The organism is Pseudomonas sp. SG20052 (genome assembly GCF_031766055.1).
Taxonomy (GTDB): domain Bacteria; phylum Pseudomonadota; class Gammaproteobacteria; order Pseudomonadales; family Pseudomonadaceae; genus Aquipseudomonas; species Aquipseudomonas mandelii.
The window spans coordinates 2636264-2662560 of record NZ_CP134498.1 but is presented as its reverse complement, the minus strand read 5'-3'; the positions used below and the strand labels follow the sequence as shown (position 1 = coordinate 2662560).

Here is a 26297-nt window from a genome sequence, read left to right as displayed (position 1 = left end):
TTCGTTTTAATGCGATTTGACCACGCCACACTACAAGGCTGGTCGCGGATGGGCTGGCTGGGGCAGCGTCTTGGGCTGCGGGCCAAAATTCTGCTGTTATTGGCGGAGGGATTAACGCCCAAAGAGGTCAGCCATCAGTTCCAGGTCTCAGCGCCCGCAGCGCTTGCCAAGCTCTTCAAGTGGAACAAGACGACTGAATCCATCATTAGCTATGTAAACAAAAACAAAGCTGGGAATTAACCGCTCATGACAATAGTTAGAGAAGCGGAAGGCTATAGCTTACAAAAACACGATTCTGATCTACGCTACGAGCCGCTTCGCTGTTGGACTTGCCGTTACGCCAGCCGAACCCGACGCCTTTGAGCGCTCCCGACTGAAGGACGTAGTCCAGACTAATGTCTCTTTCCCATTCCTTTTGGTTGTCGCCTGACGTAGTTTTAATGTTATCGCCGGAGAGGTACATGACCGAGCCTTTCAGGCCAGGGACACCCAGAGCGGCGAAGTCGTAAGCATACTGACCGAAAGCTGTGCGCTCGCCTGCGCGGGTGAAGGTTTGGATCAGGCGGTCTGTATACAGATACAGGCTTGCTCCACCGGCGCCCTTGTCTACCAGGCTACCCTGACTGAGTTGAGTGAAGTTGCTGCCATCCGACACACTTTGGTACCCCGCAGTAATCGCGTGGCCACCCAGTGTGTAAATCAACGCGGCACTCCAGGTACGGTTGTCGATTTCTCCATCACCGTTTTTGGTGTAGCCACTAACTCTGTAGCCTGACGTACCGGAGCTATTTGCACCTGACGAGTCAGTTTTGAAGTAGCGCAGGTCGGTTTTTAGGGACTGATTGTCCGAGATGGCAAGGGTGTGAATCAATCCCAAAAAATGCTGCGTATAGTAGTTATCGAGGCCGGCGTAGTAGTACTGAGCTGTCAGATCCTTGGTGACTTTCCAATCGCCCCCGGCGAAGTCAAACTGATTGCTTTCACGCGTACCACCAGTAACGGCCAGCCCCGTCTGATCGCTCGAACCACGTCCTATTGCATGTTCGATCCGACCTCCAGTCAAGGTCAGGCTATTGAGCTCGCTCGAGGTGATTTGAACGCCCTCGAAGGTTTGCGGAAGCACGCGCCCATCGTTGGCGACCAGAATTGGGAGTTTCGGAATCAAGGTGCCGTAGCGAAGTTCAGTTTTCGACATTTTGACTTTTCCGGTCAGCCCCAGCCTGCTCCACTCGTCGACGGCACGGTTGTCACTGTCAGAAGGCATCATGCTGCTGCCGACATGCCGTCCTTTGCCGCTGTCCAGGGTAACCCCCAGCAACCCCAAGCCATCGACACCAAAGCCAACCATGCCATCGGTATAGCCCGATTTGAAGTCCAACATGAAACCCTGCGCCCATTCTTCGGTTTTGGAAGGTGCGGCGACGCCATCGCGGTTGTCGTTATTGAAGTAGAAGTTTCTCATTCCCAAGGTGGCTTTGCTATCACTCAGGAAGTCCGCATGCACCTGGGCACTCAGGGTAATACTAAGAAACACCGAACTTGCAGTTATTGTTTTTCCACTCATTTATATAGCGCTCCATTTGTTATTTTAAAGTAATAGAAGCAACGCAAGATTTTCAGGTGCGCGTTTTTTTATTATTCTTAACATCCTGCTGAAAACGAGAAATCGACGATGCCTCGCCCCTCCTGCATCAAGTTAATATTGTTAATGCAAGTTCCAAAGTCGCTCATCGCACCTGTTTCTGTTATGCAACGCGATAGCGATAGAGCGGATTGTGTGAGAAAGGCGCAGGGAGTGCCTTGCCTAGGGAAATGGAGTTCTGCGTTGCAGTCTGAAAATTTATCTTATCGTCTGAATTTCAGGATTGGGGCCGGACCCAATTGTCGGTCGAGTACCCAAAGGCTCAGCGGGCTGACCTGACGACTGTCCTCTATAGCAACCCGCGGCGCGCCGATCACGACGCCCAAGGCCCAGACTGCGGTCTAACCATCTGCGACAGGTACCGAGACGGACGACGAACATGGCGGTTCCCCCGCAATGCCGCCTACGCTTGTTGGATGGTCCCCATGCTTTTGCTCAGGCGATGTATCGGGTTGGAACGATCTGATTTATTTTGACCGCCCGCTCAATGCCAATCCGGACCTGCCCGCGCGTATCGTATCGCCAGCAACTGGCCCCTCACTCCGGTCGACCCGACCAGCATGTACGGCGCAACGGGCAAAGATTGCACCCACTACCCCACCTGTCGTTCCCAAGCGACCGATGCCGCAGCACCTCTGGAAACAGGGGCGCTGTTCACGTTCTCCCCATTGAGGAAGATTAGTATGTATCGGCCGAGCACGATTCCTTATCAGGAGCATCGAGGGTTCAGCCGAACCTTCACTCCGGGTCATTTGAGCCTGGGATTGTTCTTTCCTTTGGAGGCCTTCGATGGGGACACTCCGAGCATGCTCAACCAGGTCGCATTGGCCAAACGAGCCGAGGAGCTGGGCTTTTGCGCGCTCTGGTTTCGCGATGTGCCTCTTCGCGACCCTGGCTTCGGCGATGTCGGCCAAGTCTTCGACCCTTGGGTTTACCTGGGCTATATAGCCGCTCATACGTCAGAGATAACGCTTGGCACCGCATCCATTGCCATCCCTTTACACCATCCACTGCACACGGCCAAGGCATCAGCCAGCATCGATCAGTTGAGCGCAGGTCGCTTGATTCTGGGGGTAGCTTCCGGCGATCGCCCTGTGGAATTTTCGGCTTTTGGCGTCGATGCCGAAAGGCGCGGAGAAATCTTTCGAGAGCACTACGAAGTGATTCGCCGAGCCCACAGCACAAGCTTTGAACCCATCCGCTGGAGCGGTGGTGAGATGCAGGGCGCAGACCTCATTCCGAAACCCACAACCCAAGTGATTCCAATGCTCGTAACCGGGCATAGCCGCCAGTCACTGGATTGGATAGCGCGCGAAAGCGTCGGATGGATCAACTATCCACGCGCGCCGAAAATGCAGCGACTGATCGTGGAAGATTGGCGGCTGGAGGTCATGAAGCAATGTGGTTCCGTCTATAAGCCCTTCACTCAGTCGCTTTACATCGACCTCAGTGAGAACCCGTCCACGCCGCCCACTCACATTCATTTGGGGTTCAGGCTTGGACGCGTCCACCTCCGGGCTTTGCTGGAGGCGCTTGAGGAAATCGGGGTGGACCACGTTATCCTGAATCTCAAGTACGGAAAGCGCCCTGCTGCGCAAGTTATTGAGGAGCTGGGCACTCACATCGTTCCGCAATTCGGAGTACAGCCTCGTTCCGAAGCGAACTGAAACCAATACGTTACTGGACGGATTCATCGTCAACTCTGCGACATAAAAAATGGCAGTGATGCCGCAGGCGGTTCAGAGGCCCGCAAGCGAGCCCGCCCGAGGAGTGAAGTCAGAAACCTTCTAGAACGATCTTGCCCCGGGCCTTGCCGCTCTCGACCAGCGCATGGGCACGACGCATGTTGGCCGCATTAATCGCACCGAAGTGCTCGCCCACAGTGGTCTGCAGAACACCTTGGTCAATCAGAGCGCTGACGTGCTGCCCTCTCGGCTCGGTAATGTCACCGCGTTCCGAGAGAACTTGCATAACCAGGGCCGTGGAGGTGAGTACAAAACCCGCTGCGCAGACAAATGACACCTGCCAAGGGAATCCAAAAGCCATGCCGACAAAAGTGAGCAGAACAGCACAGACCACCACCTGCAGGCTGCCCAGCCCAAAGATCTGCCGACGCAGATCCCATAGGTGCGAGGGTTTCATCTCCAGTCCAATCACAAAAAGAAACATCGCCACACCCAGCTCGGCCACCTCAATGATGGTGTGGGGGTTATTGATCAGTTGCAGTCCGAAGGGGCCAATGATCAGCCCCGCCGCCAGGTAACCGACCACTGAGCCGAGCCCGATGCGTTTGAGCAGCGGCACTGCCACCACGGCGGCGGCAAGCAAAGTGACGACAGCAAATAATTGTCCGACGTTGCCTTCAGCGGCCATAGCATTGACCCTCATCCCACATCAGGACCGGTAATGCGTCCACGGCCAGGCGTGTTGAGCAGAGCTTTCAAGCTGAGCGCTCAGTTCCGCAAACTCTTCAGGACTAAGCACAGCATCTGGAGCGTTCTCCAAGAACTCTCTGCGGTAGGAATGGCACCTGAAGTGTAGTGCAGCACACCGGCATCGTTTGAAAGGGTGACAAAAAATTCAGTTGCTTCTCCCCGTCCGTACCGTAAAGGGCCGGCTAACAATCCTTTCATTTATACCGAGCGCGCAGGCTTGGCTTGAATCTTTGGCCAGGTACTTTGGCCACGATATTAACCTTAAATATAAGTGTTTTAATTGGCCCTCATCAAATCCATCTGATACGGCTTTTTTTTGATCACCTGAGCCTTTTTCGTCAACCAACAGTCTATAAAGTGCATGCCCGATGTTCTTTAAAACAACAAAAAGCAGCCAACTCGTTTTGGCGCTTGGGCACACTGACGCGCTCAAGAATCTAGACCATCCCAGGATCAAAAATAGAACCCTGTTTTATCAGAACAAACGGGACAAATAACAATTCATTTGATTTGGAGATGGTGTCGTGCGAAAGCTTGGCTTGGGCTTCCTGGTAACTGGCGTTTTTGGGCAACTATCAGCACTACTATGGACCTACACGTCCACAGGACAAACTTGTCAAAATAACGTCGACAATTCACACATCCAGCAAAAAGTGACAAAGTTCGAACAACTATTCGATGACACCGCAAATAAAGTTGCGGCAGAGCTCAGTGCAAAAGATTCCGACAGGCTCGCGCACCTTGCGAAAAACGAATCCCGCATACCCGACTCAACGGAGGCTGAGGCCGTACAATTTTTGATGGAAAAGCCAGATGAAACTACAGTACTTACGCTGCCTTCATTGCCCACACAGGCACACAAATGGACAATTATTCTAAGCGGTCTGATTGCTTTCACCGGCCTGCTCTTGGCACTCTTCGCTCGTAAAAAAACCATTCATACGCAATGGCATGTCTTTCGTACCATTCCAGGCTCGCTAATCACGCTGGAACGCCCGTGCTTGACATGCGGCGGCTATATTCTCCACCCTAAAAAAAAAGCTTCAACCACGCCTTCATCCGGCGTTTGGGTGGTCGAAATTGCATTGAACACACCCAGTCGCCATCGCGCAGTAAAAGCCATTCAACAGTTGGAGTTGCCGGTAGCGCGTAAAGAAAACAACTTTGTCGTCATCGGCCCGTATAAACAAAAGCAGGACGCGGCTCGCGTCGTGAAAGAGTTGAGTGAACGTCATGGCGTTCGAGGATGGATGATGGCAGGAAATTGACACAGTCCGATTTATCGCTGGGCCGACCTCGAACAACCAGCTACTTATTGCATTCCACAAGAGAGCATTCATGATCGCAAAAGAACTTAGAGCCGAACTCGCCCTGAAAAAGTTTCTGGACGCCAACTTATGGATCCAACTTGAACTCAGCGAGCTGAACTACAGCCTCGCTGAAAACTGTGGGCTCTCGCCGGAAGAATATCGCCTTAAATTTCTGAAAGAAGCATTTGAAGCAGAAGCCGACGCGCACGGCTGCGATTGCTGGGACTTCATCCTGCAGTGGGTGGCCGAAACCAAGGAAGAACTTGAGTTGATGCGCGAAGAGCGCATGAAAGAGATTTATGACTTTCTGGACAATTAATAGATGTTACAACTTACGTAGCCTATAAAAGCCGTCAGCTTCAAGTTGAAAGACTAACTTCATCGGCGGGAGTATTGCCCAATACCCCCGCCCTCCTCTCGGTTCAAACCGTCGCATAACAATCCACTACACGCCGATACTGGCTGGGAGAAGCTCCGATGTGCTGGCGGAAAAACCGTGTGAAATGACCTTGCTCGGAGAACCCGAGGTTCTCCGACAACAGGCCCAACGTTCCACTGCGCTCACGCTCCAGCCAGGTAAAAGCCCGGCGCATGCGCGCGTCGTTCAGCAGCAAGGTCGGGGTCATGCCGGTATCTTTCTTGAACAGCGCAAAGAAGTGCGCCCGAGACAGTCCACAAGCCCGCGCGGCGTTGTCGATCGGGTTCGGATCATCGAGGTGCTCAAGCAACCAGGCGGTGCCACGGCGCACGCGCGCGTCCCGGAACTCACCTGAGTTCGGCGCACCCAGCATCGACAAATGCCGCCAACTGGAAAAGTCCTCGATCAGTTCGATCAGGAAGTCGAACAGCATGAATTCCATGCGTTCTTTCGGCACGATCCCGCAGCCATGCGCTTCGGCGACCAGGATGTCGGCCAAGGTGCGATTACGACTCGACAGCTCGATGCACGACCGGGCAAAAAAGTCCGGCCGACCGCTGAGCGCCAGCGACTGCTGGGCAGTGGCTAGCCAGGCGGGCTCGATGTAGAGCGCAAGGATCAGGGTGGCACCGGCGCCCGGCTGCGGATCGTAGAAATGCGGCTCCCAGGCGTTGACCAGCACCGCCGTGCGATCGCTGAGCGGAACCCGCCGACCGTTGACGTTGAAGTAAGTGTCTTCACCGGACACTTTAACCAGGACATGGCATTCGGAATGGGTGTGGGTGACCAGCGAACGATCCATATTCAGCAAGGCGACCCGTCCAAACCTGCCGTGGAAAACCCGTTGGGCAATCGACATCAGATTCCTCCGCTCGCTAGAAGCGATATTGTTACCGACCACAATGCATATCATCGGGGCGTCTATCTATTTCTCAACCCCGACGGTCACTCAATGGTTCAGCAACACTTGGCTGGCCACTATCGCGCGCGAATGACCGAGCGTCTACCTCGACTTTCGCAGCCCCCACGCTCGTCGGAAAAACCGCCTTACAAGGCATGGCGTTCTTTGCCGTGATAAACGCGCAGGATATCGGCCACCACCGCCAGAGCGATTTCCGCCGGGGCCTTGCTGCCCAGATCGAGGCCGATGGGCATGTGTAAACGGGCGATCTGTTCATCCGTCAGACCACCGATGCGTTTCAGCCGCTCGGCGCGCTTGGCCGACGTTGCCTGAGATCCCATGGCGCCGATGTAAAACGCCGGAGTGTGCACCGCTTCCATCAGCGCCAGGTCATCGATTCGCGGATCGTGAGTCAGCGCCACCACCGCGGTCGCCGCGTGGCAACCTCCGGCGGCAATGAACATCGAGGGCAGCACGCGTTGCATCTCCACACCTTCGAGTTGTACTTGCAGCATCTCTTCCCGGGGATCGCAGGCGATGACTTCGCAGCCGATGGCGCGGGCAAAACTGGCGCAGAATTCGGCGACCGGCGAGAGCCCCGCCAGAATCAGTCGTAACGCCGGGCCGACGCTGATACGCACCTTTTCGTCGACGACTTGCACCCGCTCGCTGCCGTGTCCGGTGTCCGGGTCCAGGCGCAAGGCACCGCTGCTCAGCTCGACGTGACGCATCAGACGGCGCTGGCCGAGCAACGCCGCTTGCAGACTCTCCAGGTGGGCGATCCATTCGAGACTGGCAGCGCGGTGCTCGACCAGCACGATCAGCACGCCACCACAGGGCAATCGCAGACGGTGGCGTTGCTCGACGCTGTCGCCATAACTGACGATCTGCGCCGGTTCGCGTAACTCACCGCGCGTCAGGCTTTCGAGAAACTCCTCTTCGACGCAGCCACCCGACAGCGAGCCGACGTGTTCGCCTGTGCCATTGGTCACCAGCATCGCACCCGGCGCACGCGGCGCCGAGCCATAGGTGGAGAGCACTGTGCACAGCCACTGGGCCTGCCCGGCGCGAGCCCATTGCAGTGCCTGGTCGATCACCTGAACATCGAGATGACGCATGTTTTCTATACCTCAAGCAAAGCGTGGTACTGCATGCTGGGTTACGTTTACGGTAACCTGCGAGCAACCTTGTTCAATCGTTGATTCAACATGTCGCCACAACAATTTTTGCAACTTGGGCCGCTGCGCCTGGAATATCGCCAACTGCCTGCGGCTGACCCGTCGCGACCAACGTTTGTGCTGTTGCACGAAGGCCTCGGCAGCGCCGAACAATGGAAAGACTTCCCCCTGCGCCTGGCCCAGGTCAGCGGCTGCGGTGTGGTCACTTACAGCCGTCAGGGTTATGGGCAATCGAGCCCGGTAACCCTGCCGCGGCCGCTGAACTACCTGAGCAGCGACGGCCCTCGTGAACTGCGGCAATTGCTCGATGCCTTGCAACTGCCGCAAGTGGTCTTGCTCGGTCACAGTGACGGCGCATCCATCGTCCTTGCCTATGCCGCCACCAACGATCCACGCGTGTTGGGCAGCATCGCACTGGCGCCTCACGTGATTGTCGAGACCGAGAGCCTCGATGGCATTCGCCATACCACCGAGGCTTGGCATCTGGGCGAATTGCGCGAACGCCTGGCACGCCACCATGGGACAAATGTCGATGGCGCTTTTCACGGCTGGAGCGACAGCTGGCTACACCCCGACTTTTCCCTGGACGATCTCGAAGCGCAGTTGGCTTGTATCGAAAGGCCGCTGCTGGTCATTCAGGGTCGCGACGACCACTACGCCACGCCCGAGCAACTGGTGGTCATCCAGCGACAGGTCGCTGGACCGTGCCGCTGTGTGCTGCTGGATGACTGTCGACACTTTCCTCAAACCGAAGCGCCCGAGCGGACTTTGCAGCTGATCGGCGAATTCCTGGAGCACCTCCCCGCCGTTATTTGAAGTTGCCTTGGGTTTCTGGAATCACCACGCTGCCGATCAGGTAGATCACCGACAGACCGACGGCGAACATCGCCAGCACCATGGGGATCTGCGCCGGGCTGCCGCTGACCAGGGACACAAACGTCGGCATGGTTCCGCCGAGGGCGAAACCGATGTTCCAGGACAATCCGGTGCCGCTGGCTCGCAGCTCGGTGGCAAAGCGTTCGTTGAGGAAGATCAGAATCGGCGCGATGATCGCCCCACCTATGAAGCCTATACCCACGCAATACAGCGCAGTACGGGTCAGCGAACCCGATTCGGCGACACCAAGGAACATCATCGGCAGGCTCACCAGGTTGATCACACCCAGCAGCAGGAAAGTCTTCTTGCGACCGATCAGGTCACTCAGGTAACCGAAGGCCAGTGCTCCGACAATGGTTGCCACCGACCCGTACATGAGCAGCTGCGAAGTCTGCGCATGGGGCACTTTGGCGACCACGTTGAGCAACGTCGGCAGATAACCGCAGGCCAGGTAATACGTGGCACCGCCTCCGAACGTAATTAGCAGGTTGACCAGCATCACGCCGCGGTACTCGCGACCGAACAGACGCTTGAGCGGCGACACGACAACTACCGCCGGCCCCTTGGTTTTGCGCGCTTGTTGCAGTTGCTGCCAGACCGGGGTCTCTTCCAGGTAACGGAACATCACCAGACCGAAAAACGTGCTGAGCAGGCCGCAGAAGAACATGAAGCGCCAGCCCCAGACGTCAAATTCTTCCCCGGGAAAGATCTCCGACAACACCAGATAAGTGAATGACGCCAACAGCGCGCCCATACCGGCGCCGGCACCACCGATCAACCCGGACATCAAGCCGCGATAGCGCGGCGAGATGGATTCGGTGCCGATGGTGTGAGTGGAGGCAACGATGCCGCCCACGAAAATGCCCTGAATCACCCGCAAGACCAAAAACAGTATCGGGGCCAATATGCCGACCTGATGAATGGTCGGCAACGCGCCAAACAGTGCCGTTGAAATACCGACGCCGACCATCGACACCATCAACGCACGCTTGCGGCCGTGTTTGTCGGCATACGCGCCGAAGATCGCCGAGCCCAGCGGACGCACCAGCAACGCCACGGCGAACGAGGCATATACCGCGGCCAGCGACAATGTCGGGGTGTCCGAGGGGAAGAACAGGCGGCCGATAATCGGTGCCACATAAAGCAGAATGAACAGGTCAAACAAATCCAGCGCCCAGCCGAATGTCGAGGCAAATGCCGCGAGCAAGGCCTTGCCCGGTGGAATCTGTGGTGTATCGCTAGCGGCGCTGGAGGGTGATGCAGTTATTGTTGTTGTCGTAGTCATGGTTGCCTCACACAAACGGTGATCGAACGTTCTGCATCCCGGTGCACGGGTTGCGAGTAATCAGCAGGTCAGCGGTGAAACCTTGATGTGCCCTTTCAGTTGCATTGAAGGGGCGGCAGGCCCTGCTCCGTAAGGCGTACGCTGTTACCAACATACTCCCGGGCCCGCTCGCCAGTACGATTTACTCGCCGATAAACACGGCCGTACGCTTGCTGTGAAACGCTTCAACGCCTTCCTTGAAGTCCTTGGAGCTACGCAGACGGCTATAGCAGTGACCTTCCATTTCGATCGCGACGGTCAGCGGCGCATCTTCGTTGTCGTTGATCAGTTTTTTCGCCGTGCGCTGAGCCAGCGGCGAGAAGCGGCGCAGTTCATCGACCAACGCGTCGACGGTGCTTTCCAGTTCGGTATCCGGCACGACCTCGGTCGCGATACCCCAGGCGTAGGCCTGGTCACCGGTGATGCGTTTGGCGCGCATCACCATGTGTTTGGTGCGGGTGATGCCGATGATTTTCTGCAGGCGCGCGGAGCCACCCGAGCCCGGGATCTGACCGAGGTTCTGCTCAGGCAAGGCGTAGCGAGTGGTTTGCGAAGCAATGCGGAAATCGCAGGCCAGGGACAGTTCGAAACCGACGCCGAAGGTGTAACCCCGGTTGGCCACGATCACCGGTTTTTCGCAACGTGCCGGTGCCGCGACGTTCCAGGCCAGTTTCGAAACGTGCTCTGGCGACGCTTCGAGGAAGCCCTTGATGTCGCCACCGCTGGAGAAGTGTTCGCCCACCGAGCGCAGCACGATGACGCGCACGCCTTTGTGTGCATCGAGGGCTTCGAAGACCTGGCGCAGTTCATCACGCTGCCCCATGGAAATGACGTTCAACGGTGCGCGGTTGAGGATGATGTCGGCGCGCTCGCGGGACACATCGACTTCAACCTGGAAGCCATCGAACTGAGTGTCGAGAAATTGCTGGATCGCTTGCTGTTGCATGAGAGTGTCCTCTGGATGATTAGCTGATGGCCTTCAAGGCCTGTTCCTGAAATTGAGCCAGCAGCACGCGCCGCAGCACCTTGCCCACTGGAGATTTGGGAATCTGATCGATGAACTGATAACGCCGTGGCCGCTTGAATTTGGCCAGGCCCGAAGCAATGCAATGGGCATCGAGGTCGCTTTCCGATACCTCGGCGCGCAGCTTGATAAACGCGGCAATGATCTTGCCCCACTGCTCGTCGGGCAGACCGACCACCACCACTTCTTCCACTGCTGGGTGCAGAGAGAGCATGTTTTCGATTTCTGCCGGGCTGACGTTTTCGCCGCCGGTGATGATCAAGTCATCGACACGACCGGTGACGAACAGATCGCCCTCCAGATCGAAGTAGCCGATGTCACCCGTGAAATACCATCCATCACGCAACGCCTTGGCGGTCGCTTCGGGGCGGTTCAGGTAGCCTTCGAACGCCTCGTCACTCGCCAGGTCGGCGATGATCTGGCCCTCCTCCAATGGGTTGACCTGTACGTCCACCGTTTCGGCATCGATCGGCACCACGCGCACGCGCTGGTTCATTGCACTGCGCCCTGACGAACCGGGTTTGCGGCTGGCTTGCTGGTCGATGGTGAAGGTGTAGATCTCCGAGCTGCCGTAATGATTGACGAACAATTGCGGCTGGAACGCCTGCTCGACGCGACGCATCAAACCGTCGCTCATCGGTGCACCGGCAAAGCCGATTTTCTCCACACTGGCGACTCGCTCGCGAGCAAAGGCCGGGTGTTCGATGAGCATGTGGTAGAGCGTCGGCACCAGGTACAGGTTGCTGACCTTTTCCCGCTCGATGGCATGCAGCGTGGCTTCCACGTCAAACTTCGGCACACAGACGAAATGCCCGTCGATCAACGCCATGGACAGCAACGAGCGCACGCCCATGGTGTGGTAAAGCGGCATGACACCCAGCGTGCACTCGCCCTGGCGGTAAAGGTTTTGCGCTACGTGGGCAACCGCAGCAGCGCGTTCGCTACGGTGCCGACGCGGCACGCCCTTGGGCTTGCTGGTGGTTCCGGAGGTGTACAGCAGCAGTGAAAAGTCTTCGGCGTCGGCCTGCAAAATGATGCCGGAGGGGGTCTGCGAACACAGTTCCTCGAAACTCAGGTCGGTGTTGGCGGCACGGAGTCCGGTGGCGATCCGTGGCAACCTTGTGGCGGCGCTGCAACCGGCCACAGCGGTCACGGTTGCGTCGTCGTAAGCCACTGCACGGATTTGCGCATCTTCGATGCAGTAGCCCAGTTCCTCGGCCGTCGAACGCCAGTTCAACGGGGTCATGACGATGCCCGCGAACTGACAGGCCCAATGCAGGGTTGCCATCTGCCAGCGGTTTTGCATCACTACCAGCAGTCGGTCACCGCGTTGCAGCCCAAGGCATTGCAAGCCCCAGGCGGCGCTCTGGATATCGACGAACCAGTCTTCATAGGTTTTCTTCAACGCACCGTCACTGACCGCCACGGCATGCGGTCGGCGTTCAACGGCAGCGAGGAAACTGCGTCCGAGATCGAACATTATTGTTTTACCCCTTTGTTCGTTTGGCGCTGGGCAGCGACTTCGAGCACGGCCTGAACGATGCCGGTGTAACCCGTGCAGCGACATAGGTGCCCCGAAAGCATGTCGCGTACCTGGGTCTCGTCCGGGTTGGGTACCCGCTCGAGAAAATCCACGCAGGACATGAGAATGCCCGCAGTGCAAAAGCCGCACTGCAAGGCGTGATGACGGCGAAAGGCTTGTTGCAGGTCACTCAGAGTGTCGTCGTCAGCCAGCGACTCGACGGTCTCGATACGCCGCTCGTGCCCCTGTACCGCGAGCATCAGGCAGGAACGCATGGCGACTCCGTCCACCAGCACCGTGCAGGCACCGCAGACACCGTGTTCGCATCCGACATGGACACCGGTGGCACCGAGGTCGTGGCGCAGGAAGTCGCAGAGTTGGGTCCGCGGCTCAGCCAGGGCTTCGCGGGAGCGGCCGTTGAGTTCCAGGCGGATCGGAAAGGTTTGGTCGGCAGTTACACGCATGTTCAGACTCCTTCGATCAGCTGGTGACCCAGCTCGCGAATCAGTTGGCGGCGATAGGCAGCGCTGGCCTGCACATCGTCTTGTGCATCGAGCGACCAGGCGGTTTGATTGAGCGCGTCCGGCAGCGCCGCACCACGAGGCAGGCTGCGACGTTGCGGACGGTCGGCGACCCCGCCGATGCCCAGTTCGACCTGATCCGCGCCGATGGCTGCGGCCAGGGAGACAATTGCAAAGTCGCCGTGGCGCATGGCGATCTCGCGGAAGCGATAGGTAATGCCTTCGCGCTTGAGCGGAAAGCGCACCTCGACGACCAGTTCATCCGCACGCTTGTCGGTGGTGAGAATGCCTTGGAAGAAGTCAGCAGCCTTGACAATGCGCTTGCCTTTTTTCGACTCCAGAACGATCTCGCCACCCAGCGTCACCAGGCACAGCGGCAACTCGGCGCTCGGGTCGGCATGAGCCACCGAACCGCAGACTGTGCCGCGATTACGCGTCTGGAAGTGACCGATCCAAGGCATTGCCAGCGCCAATAAAGGCACCTCGTCCATCAGGGTCGAACGCGCGAGCAACTGTGCCTGCCGTACCCCGGCACCTACCGCCAGGCAATCCTTGCGCAGTTCGATATAGGCCAGCTCAGCCACATGATTGATATCGATCAGCAACTTGGGTTGAGCCAGGCGCATGTTCAGCACCGCCATCAGCGATTGGCCACCGGCGATGATGCGAGCTTCCTGGCCGTACTCGGCGAGCAACTCAACCACCTGACGACGGGTATCAGCCCGAACGTAATCGAAAGCAGCCGGTTTCATTGCGCACCTCCCTTGCCAAACAGCGCGCCAAGCGAGGCCCGCAATCGCGCCCACCAGCCGGTGGAGATGGCTTGGCCGCTGACCCGTTGTGACAGGCGAGTAAATATTTGTCCGATGATCACTTTCGAGGCCCCTTGCAGCATTCGGCCGCCGACCGCGGCGACCTTGCCGCTGACCGCCACCTGATATTGGTATTCCAGACGCGTGTGGCCATTTTCCAGTTCGACGAAACGCACCTTGGCCTGGCCCTGGGCCGAGCCCATCGAACTGCTGCCGGATCCGGACAGACGCAACGAATGCGGCGGGTCCAGATCACTCAGGGCAACCTTGGCCTCGAAGCGCGCACGGATCATGCCGACGCCGACGGTGACGTCTGCGCGGTAACGGTTTTCGCCTTCAAGCACGAGGTCGTGACAACCGGGAATGATCGCCGCCAGCGTCTGCGGGTCGAGCAAGGTGTCGAAGACCTGTTGCGGCGAAGCAGGAATCACCACCGAGTCGTTGGCCCGCAGTGCCGGTCCACCGGCAGGTACTGCGTCCAGGTTTTCATCGGGCTCCATACCGGCGGGCCGTGGCGGCTCGTCGATCCCGATCAGCGTGCGTACTTTCGATGGCGTCAGTGGCAGACGGATGTCCGAGCGACCCAGGGCATCGGCCACCGCGTTGGCGACGCACACCGGCGTGCTCATATTGTTGCCCTCGCCCACCCCCTTGGCGCCCAATGGGGTGAAGGGCGATGGCGTTTCCATGTGCAGGATCATCGGTTCGATCACTTCCGGTGCGGTCGGCACCAGATAATCAGCGAAGGTCCCGCTGAGGAAACTACCGTCCTCGCCGTAGGCGAACTCTTCCATCAGCGCCGCGCCGAGCCCTTGGGTGAAGCCGCCACGAATCTGGCCATCGACCAGCGCCGGGTTGAGCAGGCGGCCGGCGTCATGGCAGGTGACGTAGCGATCGATGTGGATCTCGCCGGTCATGCGGTCGATTTCCAGACCGCAGATGTCGAAGACAAAGCCGTAGCACAGCGAGCTGTTGACCTGATCCTTGTCGTCCGGTGCCTCCAATTGCGGCGGGCTCCAGAAGGCGGTTTCACGCAGACCGCCGTTTTCCCCTTCCGGCAGCAGGCCCGGCGACCAGTGGGTCGCACCGGCAATCCGATGAAATGGCGCTACCGCCCCGCCATTGACCACGAATATCTTGCCGCCGGCGAAACGAATATCTTCGGGACTGGCCTGCAATTGCTCGGCGGCAATCGCGGCGAGGCGATCGCGGATCTTCAGCGCGGCTTTGTAAACGGCACCGGCCACAGCGCCGGCGAAGCGGCTGGAATAGTTGCCCGAGGCAATCGACCAGGCGTCCTTCTGGGTGTCCAGCTCGACGTTGACCACGATGGATTCCAGCGCAACCCCAAGCACTTCGGCGACGACTTGAGCGACGGTGGTTTGATGGCCCTGCCCTTGCGGTGCCGAGGACACATGCACACTGACGTCACCCAACGGGCCGACGTTGATGGTTGCGGTGGCGACAGCGCCGTTTTTCGGACCGGCCTTGCGCCGCTCTTCGGGTGTCATCGCAGTGGTGATGTAGCCCATGTTGGAAATCGACGGTTCGATGACAGCGGCATAACCAATGCCATAGATCCGGCCTTCGGCACGCGCCTGATCACGACGTTTGAGCAACTCGTCGAGACCGCCATCAGCCGCCGCCAAGGCAATGCCAGCCTGGTAGTTGCCGGAATCGAGCAACGCACCGGCAGCCGCGCGATAAGGGAAGGCATCGGCCGGCACCAGGTTGCGGCGGATCACATCCAACGGATCAAGCTTCAACTGCACGGCGATGTGTTGCAGCAGCCGCTCCAGGGCGAAATACACCTGCGGTCCACCGAAACCCCGGTTCAGGCCGGAAGGGGTTTTGTTGGTCAGCACCACCCGGTTACGCACTTGCAAATTGCGGATCGCGTAGGCTCCCGTCAGGTTGCCGTGCATGCGGTAAAAAGTCGCCGGTTCGGGCGCTCTCAGGTAGGCGCCACAATCGTCGATCTGGTCATAACGCAACGCGGTGATGCGGCCATCGGCTTCTACCGCCGCTTCAATTTCGGTCACCCGATTGGTCGCCGAAGAAGCCCCCTGAAGATGTTCCAGACGGTCCTCGACCCACTTCACCGGTGCACCGACCTTGCGTGACGCCAGGCCCATCATCACCACGTAAGGGAAAACCCCTTGCTTGATGCCAAAGCTGCCGCCGGAATCTTTCGGTGTGCGTAAACGCAAGCGGTTACCGGGCACGTTCAGTGCCCTGGCCATGACCGTGTGCAACGCATAAGGGCCCTGAAAATTGGCCAGCACGTCATAAATGCCGGTGGCGCGCTCGTACTGAGCCAGCACCACATAGCATTCGATGGGCGTGCAGGAACTGCGCGGAAACTTTACTTTGAGCGAGACCTTGTGCGGCGCCTGCTCGAAGGCCTGCTCCGGCTCGCCATAACGAAAGTGCCGCTCATTGACCACGTTGCTGCCGACTGCTTCGTGCAGGACCGGCGCCTGTTCGGCAGTGGCCAGTTCAGGATCGATGATCGGTGGCAGCGGCTCGTATTCAACGCGCACCCCTTCGATGGCGTCCTCGGCCAGATAGCGGCTCTCGGCGATCACCACGGCCACCGGCTCTCCGACGTAACGCACTTTGTCGACGGCGACGCACCAGTGCTCCATCGGCTGCCGCACCCCCACCGGGAACGGCAGCGCCCAGCGTTTGACGTCTTCGCCGACCAGCACGCCATGCACGCCTTTCATCAGCAGCGCACGGGAAAAGTCCACCGAGGTGATACGTGCATGAGCGTGGGGTGAGCGGATGATCGCCGCGTGTAGCGTTCCCGGAGGGATCGCAGCGTCATCGGCATAGCAGCCGAGGCCGCGCAACAATGCGGCGTCCTCGACACGGGTCTGACGGGCGCCGATGTGGCTGGTCGGGCTTTCGGTAGCAGGCTGGAAAGTAGTCATTTTTTTCGCGGCTCTTGTTGTTGTGCAGCGCGATAGCGTTAGAGCCGAGTGTGTGAGAAAGGCGCGGGGAGCGCCTTGCCTGAGGAGAGGGAGTTCTGCGCTGGAGTCTGAAAATTTGCCTTAGCGTCTGATTTTCAGGACTGAGACCCGACATAATGGCCGGTCAGGGATGGGACGCGGGATGGCTCAGGAAAGCTTCGATTTCTGCACAAGGCATCGGTTTGGCGAAGTAATACCCCTGAAAAATATCGCAACGACTGCCCTTCAGGAAATCCACCTGGGACGCCGTTTCCACGCCCTCGGCGACCACCGTCAGACTGAGGTGATGGGCCATGGAAATAATGCCTTGGGTGATCGCTGCATCGTGAGGGTCGGTAGCGATTTCCTGGATGAACGAGCGGTCAATCTTGATCTTGTCGATGGGCAAACGCTTGAGGTAGCTGAGGCTGGAAAAACCGGTGCCGAAATCATCGAGAGCAATGCGTACCCCCAATGCCTTAAGCCGGTGCAACGTGTCGATCGCCTGTTCAACGTTATGCAGCAAGAGCGACTCAGTAATCTCCAGTTCCAACTGTCCGGCGCTGAGGCCGTGTTTGCTCAGCACCGCCTGGATACATTCCACGAACTGACCACGCTGGAAATGCATCGGCGAAATATTCACGGCCATCGAAATGCCCGTGATGCCCTGCTCGCCTAGCTGGTGCAGCTGTGCGCAGGCCGTATCGAGAACCCAAAGGCTCAGCGGGATGATCTGACCACTGTCCTCTGCCACCGGCACAAACACCGCGGGTGAGATAAATCCTTTTTCCGGATGCTCCCAGCGCAGCAACGCTTCGATCCCGACCACTCGCCCGGTGCGCGCTTCTATCTGCGGTTGATAATGCAGCTTGAGCGACTGGGTCTCGATAGCCTTTTGCAGGTCATTGCGCAGGCTCGCGTGCTCGCAAACGCGCTGATTAAGATCGCTGGTGTACCACTGAAAGTTGTTGCGCCCTTGCTGCTTGGCTTTGTACATGGCCATGTCAGCCTGCTGGATCAACTGCATCGGCTGCTCGATGTGACCATCGTTCAGGGTGATGCCGACACTTGCGCTCAGGTGCAGGTCAATGCCCTGGATGCAGTAGGGCCTGGCAATGTTGGCCATCAATCGCTCGGCTACCGGTACAACGTCCTCATCACGAAGCAAGTCCGGCAGCAGAACGATAAATTCATCACCGCCCATGCGCACGATGGTATCGCCGGGACGAATCTGCTGGGTCATACGCTGCGCCACCTCAATCAGCACCTGATCGCCGAAGTAGTGTCCGATCGAATCGTTGATGGATTTGAATCCATCCAGATCAATGCACATCACCGCCAGACGACGCTTGCGCCGACGACTGATGTGACAATCCAGAACAAGCCGTTCTTCAAGCGAAACACGGTTGAGCAAGCCGGTCAGCCGGTCATGGCTGGCGTTGAAGCTCAACTGGCGCTCGTAATGCTTCTGCTCGCTGATGTCCCGGGCAATGCCGAATACCCCGACGATTTCTCCGTTGACCATGATCGGCAGGTTAGAGATGTCCATGGTCAGCAGATTGTCACTCTCGTCGAGAACCCGTGCCTCGAAGCGCTGAGGTTCTCCGGCGCGGGCTGCGGAAAAATGCTGACTGACCCGCTCCAGGTCCTCTTCGAGTACCAGATGGGAAAAGTGATGACCAATGAAATCGGTTGCGGTGTACGGTTTCAGCTTCAGGCCTGCTGCGTTCACACTTTGGATATTGCCGAACAGATCGAGGGAGAACACGGGGTGGGGGTTGTAGGTGAACAATGAACGAAAACGTTGTTCGCTTTCCTCCAGTCGTTGGCCATCACGCTCATGACGAATCGCAATGACTGCCAGTTGGGCCGCGCGGTCCAGTCGTTGAATCTGCGCCTCGTCCGGCGCATGGACGCGGTTCTGGTACAGGGCAAATGTACCCAACACGCGTCCCTGATGGGAGAGCAAAGGCACCGACCAGCAGGAACGCAGGTTATGCCCCAGCGCCAGGCTGCGGAAACGCTCCCAGTTGGGGTCCCGGGCGATGTCTTCGGTGACTACAAGCTCGCGCCGGAACGCAGCGGTGCCGCAGGTTCCTTCCTGTGGACCAATGGCCATTCCATGAATCGCGTCACTGTATTCGACCGGAAGGCTGGGCGCCGCGCCGCTCAGCAAGCGTTTGCCCTCGGCATCAGTGAGCAGTATCGAACAGAAGGTTTCGGGGGCCTGTGCGTCGTGCATCTGGCAGATGGCGCAGAGTATGTCGCCCAGATGATGATCGGTCGCGATCATACCGAGAATGTCACGTTGCGATTCGGGGAGTGTCTTGCTGCGAAAACCAGGACGAGTATTCATGGTGGTTCCTGAAGACTCTCGAGGTCGTCCGGTCTTCAGAGAGCCAGAAATAGTAGGCGGCCGATCACTGTCCACTAGTGCGTCGGACGCGCACTCTATAGAGCACCGACGCACTAAAAAAAGACTCAGATCCAACATAAAAAACAGTATCAGATTTATGAAACTGTCATCTCTGTCCATTGCTCCGATGCGGCCCAAAGACGCTCGGCATACTCAAGATCGACTGCCCATCTGGCCACGCCCTTGCGTCCCGTCTCCGATTCGTTGATAGAGGCGATATTGCAATCTTCGCAGTAAACACCGCCCAAGGTTGCAAGCGTGGCGCTGGTCGCACACCACAGGCCGGTTGCAGCGCCCTGTTCCAGTGTCTTGAGTCCGATCTCCGGGTTCAGGCGCTGCCGACCGTGCTCATCCAGCACGTCGAATGCGGCTATTTCGGCGCTGCTCAGATGGCGTCCGAGGCTGGTCAGGACTTGCCCCGGGTGCAGCGAGAATGCCCGCACGCCGCGATGACGTCCGAGTTTGTCGAGCGCCAACGCAAACAGTGCGTTGGCGGTTTTCGACTGACCGTACGCCACCCACTTGTCGTATGGCCGGCGCAAAAAATCGATGTCGTCAAAATCCACCCCGGCGATCTGATGCCCTCGTGACGAGACCGAAACCACGCGCGCCGCACCCGCGGCAATCAGTGCCGGCCACAGCCCGCAAGTCAGGCGGTAATGACCGAGATGGTTCGTAGCGAACTGACTTTCATGCCCATCGCCGTCTCGCGTCAGTGGCGAGGCCATGACCCCGGCGCAGTTGATCAGCAGCGAGATCGGACGGCCACTGTTGAGCATGCGTAGGCTGAAGGCTTCAACCGATGCGGGTTGCATCAAGTCCATCTCCAGTACTTCGACCCGCTTGACCTCTGCCAGGGCAGCCAGGGCCCGGACCGGATCTCGGGCGGGAACGATAACGTGCGCGCCGGCGGCAGCCAGGCTCTTCGTGGTGACCAGTCCGATTCCCGAATAACCGCCGGTGACGATCGCAATTTTGCCGGTCAGGTCAACACCTGCCATGACCTCGGCGGCGGTACTGGCGGAATTGAAGTCGGAGTGAATGGGGTTTTGAAGCGTCGGCATGAGAAATCTCCCTCGCAGGTATCGAAGTGCTCGATTCTTCACTAAGCTCGCTGGACGAAACAGCTCAAGAAACCCGGTTTTCTATCGTGATCATCCAAAATTCAGTTTCTGATCCATTGTCCGAAGTCCTGGCGCTGTCAGGACTGCGTGCCGCCTGCTCCGTGCGATTGCAGGCAGGCGGCACTTGGGCATTACAGTTCCGGCCCATCGAATTGAAATTCAATGTCGTGCGACGAGGCGAGTGCTGGTTGCGCATGGACGGCATGGCGCCTTGTCATCTGAGGGCTGGCGACTGTTTTGTCGTTGCTCGTACGCCGTTCGTTCTGGCCAGCGGGCCGGATGTGGAGGCGATAAATGCCTCCGATGTGTTTTCCCATGCGGGGGCGTCGGCAATGTTCGGCGTGGGTGACGATGTCGAGTTGCTGGGCGGCAGCGTTTCACTTGTCGGTCCTGCGGCGATGGAGTTGCTCGATGCATTGCCGCCTGCACTCATCATCCGCGCCGGGTCCGGAGGCGCATCGTCGTTTGGCTGGCTGCTGGATGAACTGGATCGTGAGTGGCAATCGAATCAAGCTGGCGCGCATGCAATGTGCAACGATCTACTGCGGCTGATCTTCATTCACGTGCTTCGCCATCGCATCACCGCCGCCGACTCTACTGATTTGAATTGGCTGGGAGGACTTCGAGATCCGGTCATCGCCAAGGTGTTGCGTGCCATTCATGGCGCACCCGAAAAATCTTTGAGGCTGGCTGAAATGGCGGATATGGCTTGCATGTCCCGCTCTGGCTTTACTGCATTATTCAAGACGCGCGTGGGGCAGTCGCCCGGCGAATATGTCACGCGATGGCGCATGCAAGTGGCGGCGTCGAGGTTGCGCGATGGCACGGACAACGTCGCTACCGTTGCCGCTTCGCTGGGTTATCTGTCGGATGCTGCCTTTGGAGTCGCGTTCCGCCGTGTTCACGGAAAATCGCCCGGACAATATCGACGCGAAGCACTGCGATAACCGGGTATTGAGGTGGGCCAGGCTTGCTCGCAATTTGGCCTGAGGAAGCTAGGGCGTAACGCCCTAGCAGATCGCAGAGGTCACTTTTTCTTTTTCGCCGGCTTTTCTGCCTTGTCTGATTTCTTAGCCTTGTCTGGCTTGCTATCAGCTTTTTTTGCAGATTTCTTCGGTTCGGCATCTTTTTTCTTGTCTTTCTTTTCGGAAGATTTCGAAAGAGCCGAGGCCGCAGCTGATTTCTTTGCCTTCGATGACTTTTTGTCTTTCAAATCCTTGCTGGCGTTCGAAGCATCACCTTTGCTTTTCTTCTCGTCTTTAGCCACGTTGACCACCTCTCGGAAAATGCCGGTATTGGCACATTGCCTGTGCGATTCGTTCACAAGCTAATCATTAGGCGAGCGCGTCCAAAGGCGGTTCAAAATTTTTGATGCGTTGAGACAGGCTTTGGATGAAGCACCGAGATGTGAGCCCAGATGAATCTACCCCCTCGAAAACCACTCCCCACAAAAAAGCCCACTGACCGTCTCCGATCAGTGGGCTTTCTCTGATTACGCTTCTACTTACAAAGCCATATCACTGGCAGCATTAGCCTTCGGCGCTTTCGCCTTATCAGCAGCAGCCGGAGCAGCAGCCGGAGCCGCTACCTGACCAATCGCTGGCGGCGGAGTCAGTTGCAGCACCTTGGCGGTGTAAGCCCACTCCTGCGCAACCTTCTCAGGGCTGCCGTTCAGCTGAGTGCCATAGCTCGGCACGATCTGATGCAGCTTTTCCTGCCAGGCAGGCGAAGCCACCTTGTCCTTGAACACTTTCTGTAGGTGCCAGTCTTCGGCTTTGGCGTTCGGGAAGTATTGGTCGTGAATGGGCTAAAAAGGATGGCCATGGTTGTCAGCGGATTCTTTGTGTAACAATCCTCCACTTCACATTTTACAAGGACGTTCAAAATGGCTGGAAAACCTGCTGCCCGAGTCACGGATCCCACAAGCTGTCCGCTACCCGGCCACGGAGTAAACCCCATCGCCGCTGGCTCTCCCGACGTATTCTTTGACGGGTTGGCTGCTGCTCGCCAAGACGACAAAAGTACGTGCGGCAGCCCCATTGTAGGAGAGGTCGCTTCTACCGTTCTTATAAACGGTAAACCCGCCGCAACGGTCGGCAGTGTTGGTGCCCACGGCAATAACGTGGTGAGTGGCTCCGGAACGGTGATCATTGGCAACGTCCACTCGCCTGCGGACTTCGTCCCGCCCTTACCTATGCCGCTGTGGTTGCAGCCATTCAATGAGCAGTTTCGTATTCTCGGGAGCGACGGCCAGCCTCTTGCCTATGTGCCCTATCACATCAAAGATGAAGCAGGCCGGGTTTACACCGGCTTTTCTGACGAGTCAGGACATACGCCACGAATCACAACCAAAAAACAGGAAACGCTGGAAATCACCACAGGTGTTGCCGCGCTTGAAAAGTGGGGCGATGCATGACTGAGTTTTCTTGTAAAGTCCCTACAAATCAACAGGCCGGGTCGGTTAGCAATGTGCCTGGCTATTCAATGCCTGCCAACATTCACTTGTTCGTTGTCGTCGATGAAATAGGTAAAGATGGCTTTCTAGTTCGCAAAATCTACTCCTCACCAGATAATCCTCACCTTGTCGCAAAGAACCTCCCCGCGTTTCAAATCAAGCACGAGGTATGGCCGGAAAAATTTGGCATGATACCTATAGACCCGAAATCCAACGCCACGGTAGCGGAGCACGTATTTAGCAGCAGAAAACATCCGTCCAGCTATCTATCTACCAGCTCTGAATTTCCAAACGGGTCGCCGCGATTCGAGGGCAAGACCGTTTACATTGATATAGAAAAAGCAAAAGCAGCAGGTGCAAAGCTTGTATCCACCGAAGAGATATTAAAGTCACTCGACGAATACAAAAAAGTCGCCCCAAAGAAAGTCGTCCAGATAGACCAAATCGCAGATTGGGTTAAGAATATAGACAAAGAAGTACTGGTTCAGGCTGAAAAAGTACCGGCCAAAGCAGTCTTTACCCCAAGTTCCTACAAAGCAACAAACATGTTGATTAAGGGAGCGAGAGTTGTAAGGGTTTTTGCCATCGGTTTTACCGCCTATGACTTGAAGTTGGCTACAGATGAGTCAATCAAGCAAAATAGCGTCAAACCGATCTCGGTCGAAGTAGTCAAGCAAGCTGGAGGTTGGGGAGCCGCAATCGCGGGAGGACGGATTGGCCTGGCGGTAGGTGCTGCTGTTGGTATAGAAACGGGCCCAGGAGCAATTGTCAGTGCTGCTGTTGGTGGAATTATCTTCGGTACGGCGGGTTATTTGGGTGCAACCTGGCTTACTGATTACGTACAAGACTGAGGTCTGGTGATGAGTTTTTTTAGTCGTTTCAAATCCTTCATGAAGCAAGAACCAGAAGAGCAAATTGCTGGATACTCCATTTCAGAGCTAAAAACCATTTTCGCTGATCCTTCAACAAGCGAAATGAGTCGGCTGCCCTACTACCCCAAAACATCATCTTTAGAAGGACTGGGTATTCCAGCCTTTTATTCTTCATTTTTAATTGAGCACGCAGACACTCATAAATTTCTGGCGTTCGTCGAAGCAAATTTTAAATACACATCTGAAAAAATATTTAATGAGCTACCTGCAAAGCACTATGTTAACGATGAAAAAAACGAGCAATTAGTATTTTTTACTTCCACAAGAGAGTTCAACTCAACAACTGTTCGAATGGTTACGAACAGCATCGATTTCATGAATGTTATTTTGCGCGAGAATTTTGCCCCTCCTCCCCCATGGATAGCGTTTGAAGGGTACAACCCTTCCTGGTGGGGTGGAGAGATGCAAGGTGCTCAAGGGTACTACAACGACAATTACTTCATTCCCTTCCTCACTCAATTGAGTGACCTGGAAAGAATGAAGTATTACGCAAGATTTGGCGCTACAAACGAGTGGATAGAACGCTTGGAATTGATGTACCGCTCTGAATGAGCATGGCCTGAACGGGTCTGCTCCGCAGCCCACCGGGAGCAAGCTCCCTCGCCACAGAGGCGGTGTCAGTCTTGGATATTACGGGCCAGCAAGTGCTGAGTTTGAAGCACAAAAAAGCCCACTGACCGTCTCCGATCAGTGGGCTTTCTCTGATTACGCTTCTACTTACAAAGCCATATCACTGGCAGCATTAGCCTTCGGCGCTTTCGCCTTATCAGCAGCAGCCGGAGCAGCAGCCGGAGCCGCTACCTGACCAATCGCTGGCGGCGGAGTCAGTTGCAGCACCTTGGCGGTGTAAGCCCACTCCTGCGCAACCTTCTCAGGGCTGCCGTTCAGCTGAGTGCCATAGCTCGGCACGATCTGATGCAGCTTTTCCTGCCAGGCAGGCGAAGCCACCTTGTCCTTGAACACTTTCTGCAGCACGGTCAGCATGATCGGTGCAGCCGTCGAGGCGCCCGGCGATGCGCCCAGCAGGCCGGCAATGGTGCCGTCTTGCGATGCAACGATCTCGGTGCCCAGCTTCAGCACGCCACCCGCCGCTTCATCACGCTTGATGATTTGCACGCGTTGGCCGGCTTGCCACAGGCGCCAGTCTTCGGCTTTGGCGTTCGGGAAGTATTCTTTCAGGGCGTTGAGGCGGTCTTCGTCAGACAGCATCAGTTGGCCGGCGAGGTACTCGACCAGCGGGTATTCCTTGATGCCGACTTTGGTCATTGGCCACACGTTGTGCGTGGTGGTGGTGGTCAGCAGGTCCAGGTACGAGCCTTCCTTCAGGAACTTGGTGCTGAAGGTCGCGAATGGGCCAAACAGAATGACGCGCTTGCCGTCCAGGACACGGGTGTCCAGGTGCGGAACCGACATTGGCGGTGCGCCAACGGAGGCTTTGCCGTAGGCCTTGGCCAGGTGTTGTTCGGCGAGGGTCGGGTTTTCGGTGACGAGGAACGAGCCGCCTACCGGGAAGCCTGCGTATTCCTTGGCTTCAGGAATACCGGACTTCTGCAGCAGGTGCAGTGCACCGCCGCCCGCGCCGATGAACACGAACTTGGCGTCGGTTTCGGACTTGGTGCCGTCTTTCAGGTTTTTGTAGCTGACGCGCCAGGTGCCGTCGTCGTTCTTGGTGATGTCTTGCACTTCGCTAGACAGTTTCAAGTCGAACTTCGGTGTGGTTTGCAGGTGCGCGACGAACTGGCGGGTGATTTCGCCAAAGTTGACGTCGGTGCCGATCGGGCTCCAGGTGGCCGCGATTTTCTGGTTCGGGTCGCGCCCTTCCATCATCAGCGGAACCCACTTCTTGATCACAGCCGGGTCTTCGGAGTACTGCATGCCGGCGAACAGCGGGCTCGCTTGCAGGGCTTCGTAGCGCTTTTTCAGGAACTTGATGTTGTCATCGCCCCACACAAAGCTCATGTGCGGCGTGGAGTTGATGAACGAACGCGGGTTTTTCAGCACGCCTTGCTGAACCTGCCAGGCCCAGAACTGACGGGAGATCTGGAACGCTTCGTTGATTTCAACGGCTTTCGGGATCTGTACGTTGCCCTTGTCGTCTTCCGGGGTGTAGTTCAACTCGGCCAGGGCGGAGTGACCGGTACCGGCGTTGTTCCAGCCGTTGGAGCTCTCCAGAGCGACGCCGTCGAGGCGCTCGATCATTTCCATCGAAGTGCCAGGTTCCAGCTCGTTGAGCCAGACACCCAGGGTCGCGCTCATGATGCCGCCGCCGATCAGCAGTACATCGACTTTCTTTGCCTCTGCCGCGTGAACGGACGTGATCCCCATCGACAAAGCCAGCCCCAGCAGGGCCGTGTTCATTTTCTTAAACATCTGTAGCACCTATGATAAAACGCCATCCGCCCTTCCATTCCCGCTCACGGCCCCTTGGTTCATGACATTCAGGCAGGACGTCG

Annotated in this window: 22 protein-coding genes and 3 pseudogenes; 9 read left to right on the top strand and 16 right to left on the bottom strand. The window is 57.3% G+C overall.

Annotation, left to right across the window (positions count from 1 at the left end; translation table 11 throughout):
- Positions 1 to 48: 48 nt before the first annotated feature.
- Positions 49 to 240, top strand: coding sequence for a hypothetical protein (locus tag RHP74_RS12140; protein ID WP_064677802.1), 192 nt, complete (start codon positions 49 to 51; stop codon positions 238 to 240).
- A 16-nt stretch (positions 241 to 256) separates the two neighbouring features.
- Here RHP74_RS12140 and RHP74_RS12135 read toward each other — a convergent pair whose 3' ends face one another.
- Positions 257 to 1564, bottom strand: a complete 1308-nt coding sequence (locus RHP74_RS12135; RefSeq protein ID WP_311099617.1) for an OprD family porin — start codon at positions 1562 to 1564, stop codon at positions 257 to 259.
- 761 nt (positions 1565 to 2325) lie between these two features.
- On the opposite strand from RHP74_RS12135, the gene RHP74_RS12130 reads away from it, so the two are divergent.
- Positions 2326 to 3309, top strand: a complete 984-nt coding sequence (locus RHP74_RS12130; RefSeq protein ID WP_311100470.1) for an LLM class oxidoreductase — start codon at positions 2326 to 2328, stop codon at positions 3307 to 3309.
- A gap of 109 nt (positions 3310 to 3418) precedes the next feature.
- Here RHP74_RS12130 and RHP74_RS12125 read toward each other — a convergent pair.
- Positions 3419 to 3568 (bottom strand): annotated as a pseudogene (locus RHP74_RS12125) (zinc-binding dehydrogenase); the annotation flags it as partial.
- Positions 3548 to 4015: pseudogene (locus tag RHP74_RS12120) on the bottom strand (cation:proton antiporter); the annotation flags it as partial. The pseudogenes RHP74_RS12120 and RHP74_RS12125, both read right to left, overlap by 21 nt.
- A gap of 586 nt (positions 4016 to 4601) precedes the next feature.
- Here RHP74_RS12120 and RHP74_RS12115 point away from each other — a divergent pair.
- Together RHP74_RS12115 and RHP74_RS12110 are read left to right on the top strand one after the other, a co-directional pair.
- Positions 4602 to 5345: an SPOR domain-containing protein gene (locus RHP74_RS12115; protein WP_311099615.1), complete on the top strand. Its 744-nt coding sequence runs from the start codon at positions 4602 to 4604 to the stop codon at positions 5343 to 5345.
- Between the two features lie 70 nt (positions 5346 to 5415).
- The gene (locus tag RHP74_RS12110) at positions 5416 to 5706 is read left to right on the top strand and encodes a DUF6388 family protein (RefSeq protein ID WP_010459421.1); all 291 of its coding nucleotides are present in this window, start codon (positions 5416 to 5418) and stop codon (positions 5704 to 5706) included.
- A 103-nt stretch (positions 5707 to 5809) separates the two neighbouring features.
- Here RHP74_RS12110 and RHP74_RS12105 read toward each other — a convergent pair whose 3' ends face one another.
- Together RHP74_RS12105 and RHP74_RS12100 are read right to left on the bottom strand one after the other, a co-directional pair.
- A complete protein-coding gene (locus RHP74_RS12105; RefSeq protein ID WP_077750318.1) occupies positions 5810 to 6664 on the bottom strand; it encodes an AraC family transcriptional regulator in 855 nt (284 codons plus the stop codon).
- Between the two features lie 188 nt (positions 6665 to 6852).
- Positions 6853 to 7824, bottom strand: a complete 972-nt coding sequence (locus RHP74_RS12100; protein WP_311099612.1) for an XdhC family protein — start codon at positions 7822 to 7824, stop codon at positions 6853 to 6855.
- Between the two features lie 90 nt (positions 7825 to 7914).
- Between RHP74_RS12100 and RHP74_RS12095 the strand changes: the two genes are divergently transcribed.
- Positions 7915 to 8700 (top strand): alpha/beta hydrolase, encoded by a 786-nt coding sequence (locus RHP74_RS12095; protein ID WP_311099610.1) that lies wholly within the window; start codon positions 7915 to 7917, stop codon positions 8698 to 8700.
- Here RHP74_RS12095 and RHP74_RS12090 read toward each other — a convergent pair.
- The 8 genes from RHP74_RS12090 to RHP74_RS12055 form a co-directional block, all read right to left on the bottom strand.
- Positions 8693 to 10045: an MFS transporter gene (locus RHP74_RS12090; RefSeq protein ID WP_200668316.1), complete on the bottom strand. Its 1353-nt coding sequence runs from the start codon at positions 10043 to 10045 to the stop codon at positions 8693 to 8695. The genes RHP74_RS12095 and RHP74_RS12090 overlap by 8 nt on opposite strands.
- A gap of 181 nt (positions 10046 to 10226) precedes the next feature.
- Positions 10227 to 11030, bottom strand: a complete 804-nt coding sequence (locus RHP74_RS12085) for an enoyl-CoA hydratase/isomerase family protein (protein ID WP_010459412.1) — start codon at positions 11028 to 11030, stop codon at positions 10227 to 10229.
- Positions 11031 to 11049: 19 nt separating this feature from the next.
- Positions 11050 to 12588, bottom strand: coding sequence for an AMP-binding protein (locus tag RHP74_RS12080; protein ID WP_311099602.1), 1539 nt, complete (start codon positions 12586 to 12588; stop codon positions 11050 to 11052).
- The gene (locus tag RHP74_RS12075) at positions 12588 to 13094 is read right to left on the bottom strand and encodes a (2Fe-2S)-binding protein (protein ID WP_010459409.1); all 507 of its coding nucleotides are present in this window, start codon (positions 13092 to 13094) and stop codon (positions 12588 to 12590) included. Before RHP74_RS12075 ends, RHP74_RS12080 begins: the two co-directional genes overlap by 1 nt.
- A gap of 2 nt (positions 13095 to 13096) precedes the next feature.
- On the bottom strand, positions 13097 to 13903 hold the full coding sequence (locus RHP74_RS12070; RefSeq protein WP_102615848.1) for a xanthine dehydrogenase family protein subunit M: 807 nt from the start codon (positions 13901 to 13903) through the stop codon (positions 13097 to 13099).
- Entirely contained in the window at positions 13900 to 16899 is a 3000-nt protein-coding gene (locus RHP74_RS12065; protein ID WP_010459403.1) for a molybdopterin cofactor-binding domain-containing protein, read from the bottom strand. The genes RHP74_RS12070 and RHP74_RS12065 overlap by 4 nt, the downstream gene beginning before the upstream one ends.
- 163 nt (positions 16900 to 17062) lie before the next feature.
- The gene (locus RHP74_RS12060) at positions 17063 to 19273 is read right to left on the bottom strand and encodes an EAL domain-containing protein (RefSeq protein ID WP_311099598.1); all 2211 of its coding nucleotides are present in this window, start codon (positions 19271 to 19273) and stop codon (positions 17063 to 17065) included.
- Between the two features lie 155 nt (positions 19274 to 19428).
- Positions 19429 to 20397, bottom strand: coding sequence for an oxidoreductase (locus tag RHP74_RS12055; protein WP_311099596.1), 969 nt, complete (start codon positions 20395 to 20397; stop codon positions 19429 to 19431).
- A 26-nt stretch (positions 20398 to 20423) separates the two neighbouring features.
- On the opposite strand from RHP74_RS12055, the gene RHP74_RS12050 reads away from it, so the two are divergent.
- Positions 20424 to 21404, top strand: coding sequence for an AraC family transcriptional regulator (locus RHP74_RS12050; RefSeq protein ID WP_234452952.1), 981 nt, complete (start codon positions 20424 to 20426; stop codon positions 21402 to 21404).
- 80 nt (positions 21405 to 21484) lie between these two features.
- On the opposite strand, the gene RHP74_RS12045 is transcribed toward RHP74_RS12050, so the two are convergent.
- Both RHP74_RS12045 and RHP74_RS12040 read right to left on the bottom strand, forming a co-directional pair.
- A complete protein-coding gene (locus tag RHP74_RS12045) occupies positions 21485 to 21781 on the bottom strand; it encodes a hypothetical protein (RefSeq protein WP_010459396.1) in 297 nt (98 codons plus the stop codon).
- A 180-nt stretch (positions 21782 to 21961) separates the two neighbouring features.
- Positions 21962 to 22216 (bottom strand): annotated as a pseudogene (locus RHP74_RS12040) (malate:quinone oxidoreductase); the annotation flags it as partial.
- Positions 22217 to 22342: 126 nt separating this feature from the next.
- Here RHP74_RS12040 and RHP74_RS12035 point away from each other — a divergent pair.
- Genes RHP74_RS12035 through RHP74_RS12025 form a run of 3 tightly spaced genes read left to right on the top strand, consistent with a single transcriptional unit; the run spans position 22343 to position 24396 of the window.
- Positions 22343 to 22873, top strand: coding sequence for a PAAR domain-containing protein (locus tag RHP74_RS12035; RefSeq protein WP_077750538.1), 531 nt, complete (start codon positions 22343 to 22345; stop codon positions 22871 to 22873).
- Positions 22870 to 23763, top strand: a complete 894-nt coding sequence (locus RHP74_RS12030; protein ID WP_311099591.1) for a glycine zipper family protein — start codon at positions 22870 to 22872, stop codon at positions 23761 to 23763. Before RHP74_RS12035 ends, RHP74_RS12030 begins: the two co-directional genes overlap by 4 nt.
- 9 nt (positions 23764 to 23772) lie before the next feature.
- A complete protein-coding gene (locus RHP74_RS12025; protein WP_311099590.1) occupies positions 23773 to 24396 on the top strand; it encodes a hypothetical protein in 624 nt (207 codons plus the stop codon).
- A gap of 165 nt (positions 24397 to 24561) precedes the next feature.
- Here the strand turns inward: RHP74_RS12025 and mqo are convergent, their stop codons facing one another.
- Entirely contained in the window at positions 24562 to 26214 is a 1653-nt protein-coding gene (mqo, locus tag RHP74_RS12020; protein WP_311099588.1) for a malate dehydrogenase (quinone), read from the bottom strand.
- Between the last annotated feature and the right edge of the window lie 83 nt (positions 26215 to 26297).

Excerpts from the sequence above, each read along its gene's own strand:
- RHP74_RS12140 (WP_064677802.1), top strand. The coding sequence starts at position 49 with ATGGGCTGGCTGGGGCAGCGTCTTGGGCTGCGGGCCAAAATTCTGCTG.
- RHP74_RS12135 (WP_311099617.1), bottom strand. The coding sequence starts at position 1,564 with ATGAGTGGAAAAACAATAACTGCAAGTTCGGTGTTTCTTAGTATTACC.
- RHP74_RS12130 (WP_311100470.1), top strand. The coding sequence starts at position 2,326 with ATGTATCGGCCGAGCACGATTCCTTATCAGGAGCATCGAGGGTTCAGC.
- RHP74_RS12110 (WP_010459421.1), top strand. The coding sequence starts at position 5,416 with ATGATCGCAAAAGAACTTAGAGCCGAACTCGCCCTGAAAAAGTTTCTG.
- RHP74_RS12105 (WP_077750318.1), bottom strand. The coding sequence starts at position 6,664 with ATGTCGATTGCCCAACGGGTTTTCCACGGCAGGTTTGGACGGGTCGCC.
- RHP74_RS12100 (WP_311099612.1), bottom strand. The coding sequence starts at position 7,824 with ATGCGTCATCTCGATGTTCAGGTGATCGACCAGGCACTGCAATGGGCT.
- RHP74_RS12095 (WP_311099610.1), top strand. The coding sequence starts at position 7,915 with ATGTCGCCACAACAATTTTTGCAACTTGGGCCGCTGCGCCTGGAATAT.
- RHP74_RS12090 (WP_200668316.1), bottom strand. The coding sequence starts at position 10,045 with ATGACTACGACAACAACAATAACTGCATCACCCTCCAGCGCCGCTAGC.
- RHP74_RS12085 (WP_010459412.1), bottom strand. The coding sequence starts at position 11,030 with ATGCAACAGCAAGCGATCCAGCAATTTCTCGACACTCAGTTCGATGGC.
- RHP74_RS12080 (WP_311099602.1), bottom strand. The coding sequence starts at position 12,588 with ATGTTCGATCTCGGACGCAGTTTCCTCGCTGCCGTTGAACGCCGACCG.
- RHP74_RS12075 (WP_010459409.1), bottom strand. The coding sequence starts at position 13,094 with ATGCGTGTAACTGCCGACCAAACCTTTCCGATCCGCCTGGAACTCAAC.
- RHP74_RS12070 (WP_102615848.1), bottom strand. The coding sequence starts at position 13,903 with ATGAAACCGGCTGCTTTCGATTACGTTCGGGCTGATACCCGTCGTCAG.
- RHP74_RS12065 (WP_010459403.1), bottom strand. The coding sequence starts at position 16,899 with ATGACTACTTTCCAGCCTGCTACCGAAAGCCCGACCAGCCACATCGGC.
- RHP74_RS12060 (WP_311099598.1), bottom strand. The coding sequence starts at position 19,273 with ATGAATACTCGTCCTGGTTTTCGCAGCAAGACACTCCCCGAATCGCAA.
- RHP74_RS12055 (WP_311099596.1), bottom strand. The coding sequence starts at position 20,397 with ATGCCGACGCTTCAAAACCCCATTCACTCCGACTTCAATTCCGCCAGT.
- RHP74_RS12035 (WP_077750538.1), top strand. The coding sequence starts at position 22,343 with ATGGCTGGAAAACCTGCTGCCCGAGTCACGGATCCCACAAGCTGTCCG.
- RHP74_RS12030 (WP_311099591.1), top strand. The coding sequence starts at position 22,870 with ATGACTGAGTTTTCTTGTAAAGTCCCTACAAATCAACAGGCCGGGTCG.
- RHP74_RS12025 (WP_311099590.1), top strand. The coding sequence starts at position 23,773 with ATGAGTTTTTTTAGTCGTTTCAAATCCTTCATGAAGCAAGAACCAGAA.
- mqo (WP_311099588.1), bottom strand. The coding sequence starts at position 26,214 with ATGTTTAAGAAAATGAACACGGCCCTGCTGGGGCTGGCTTTGTCGATG.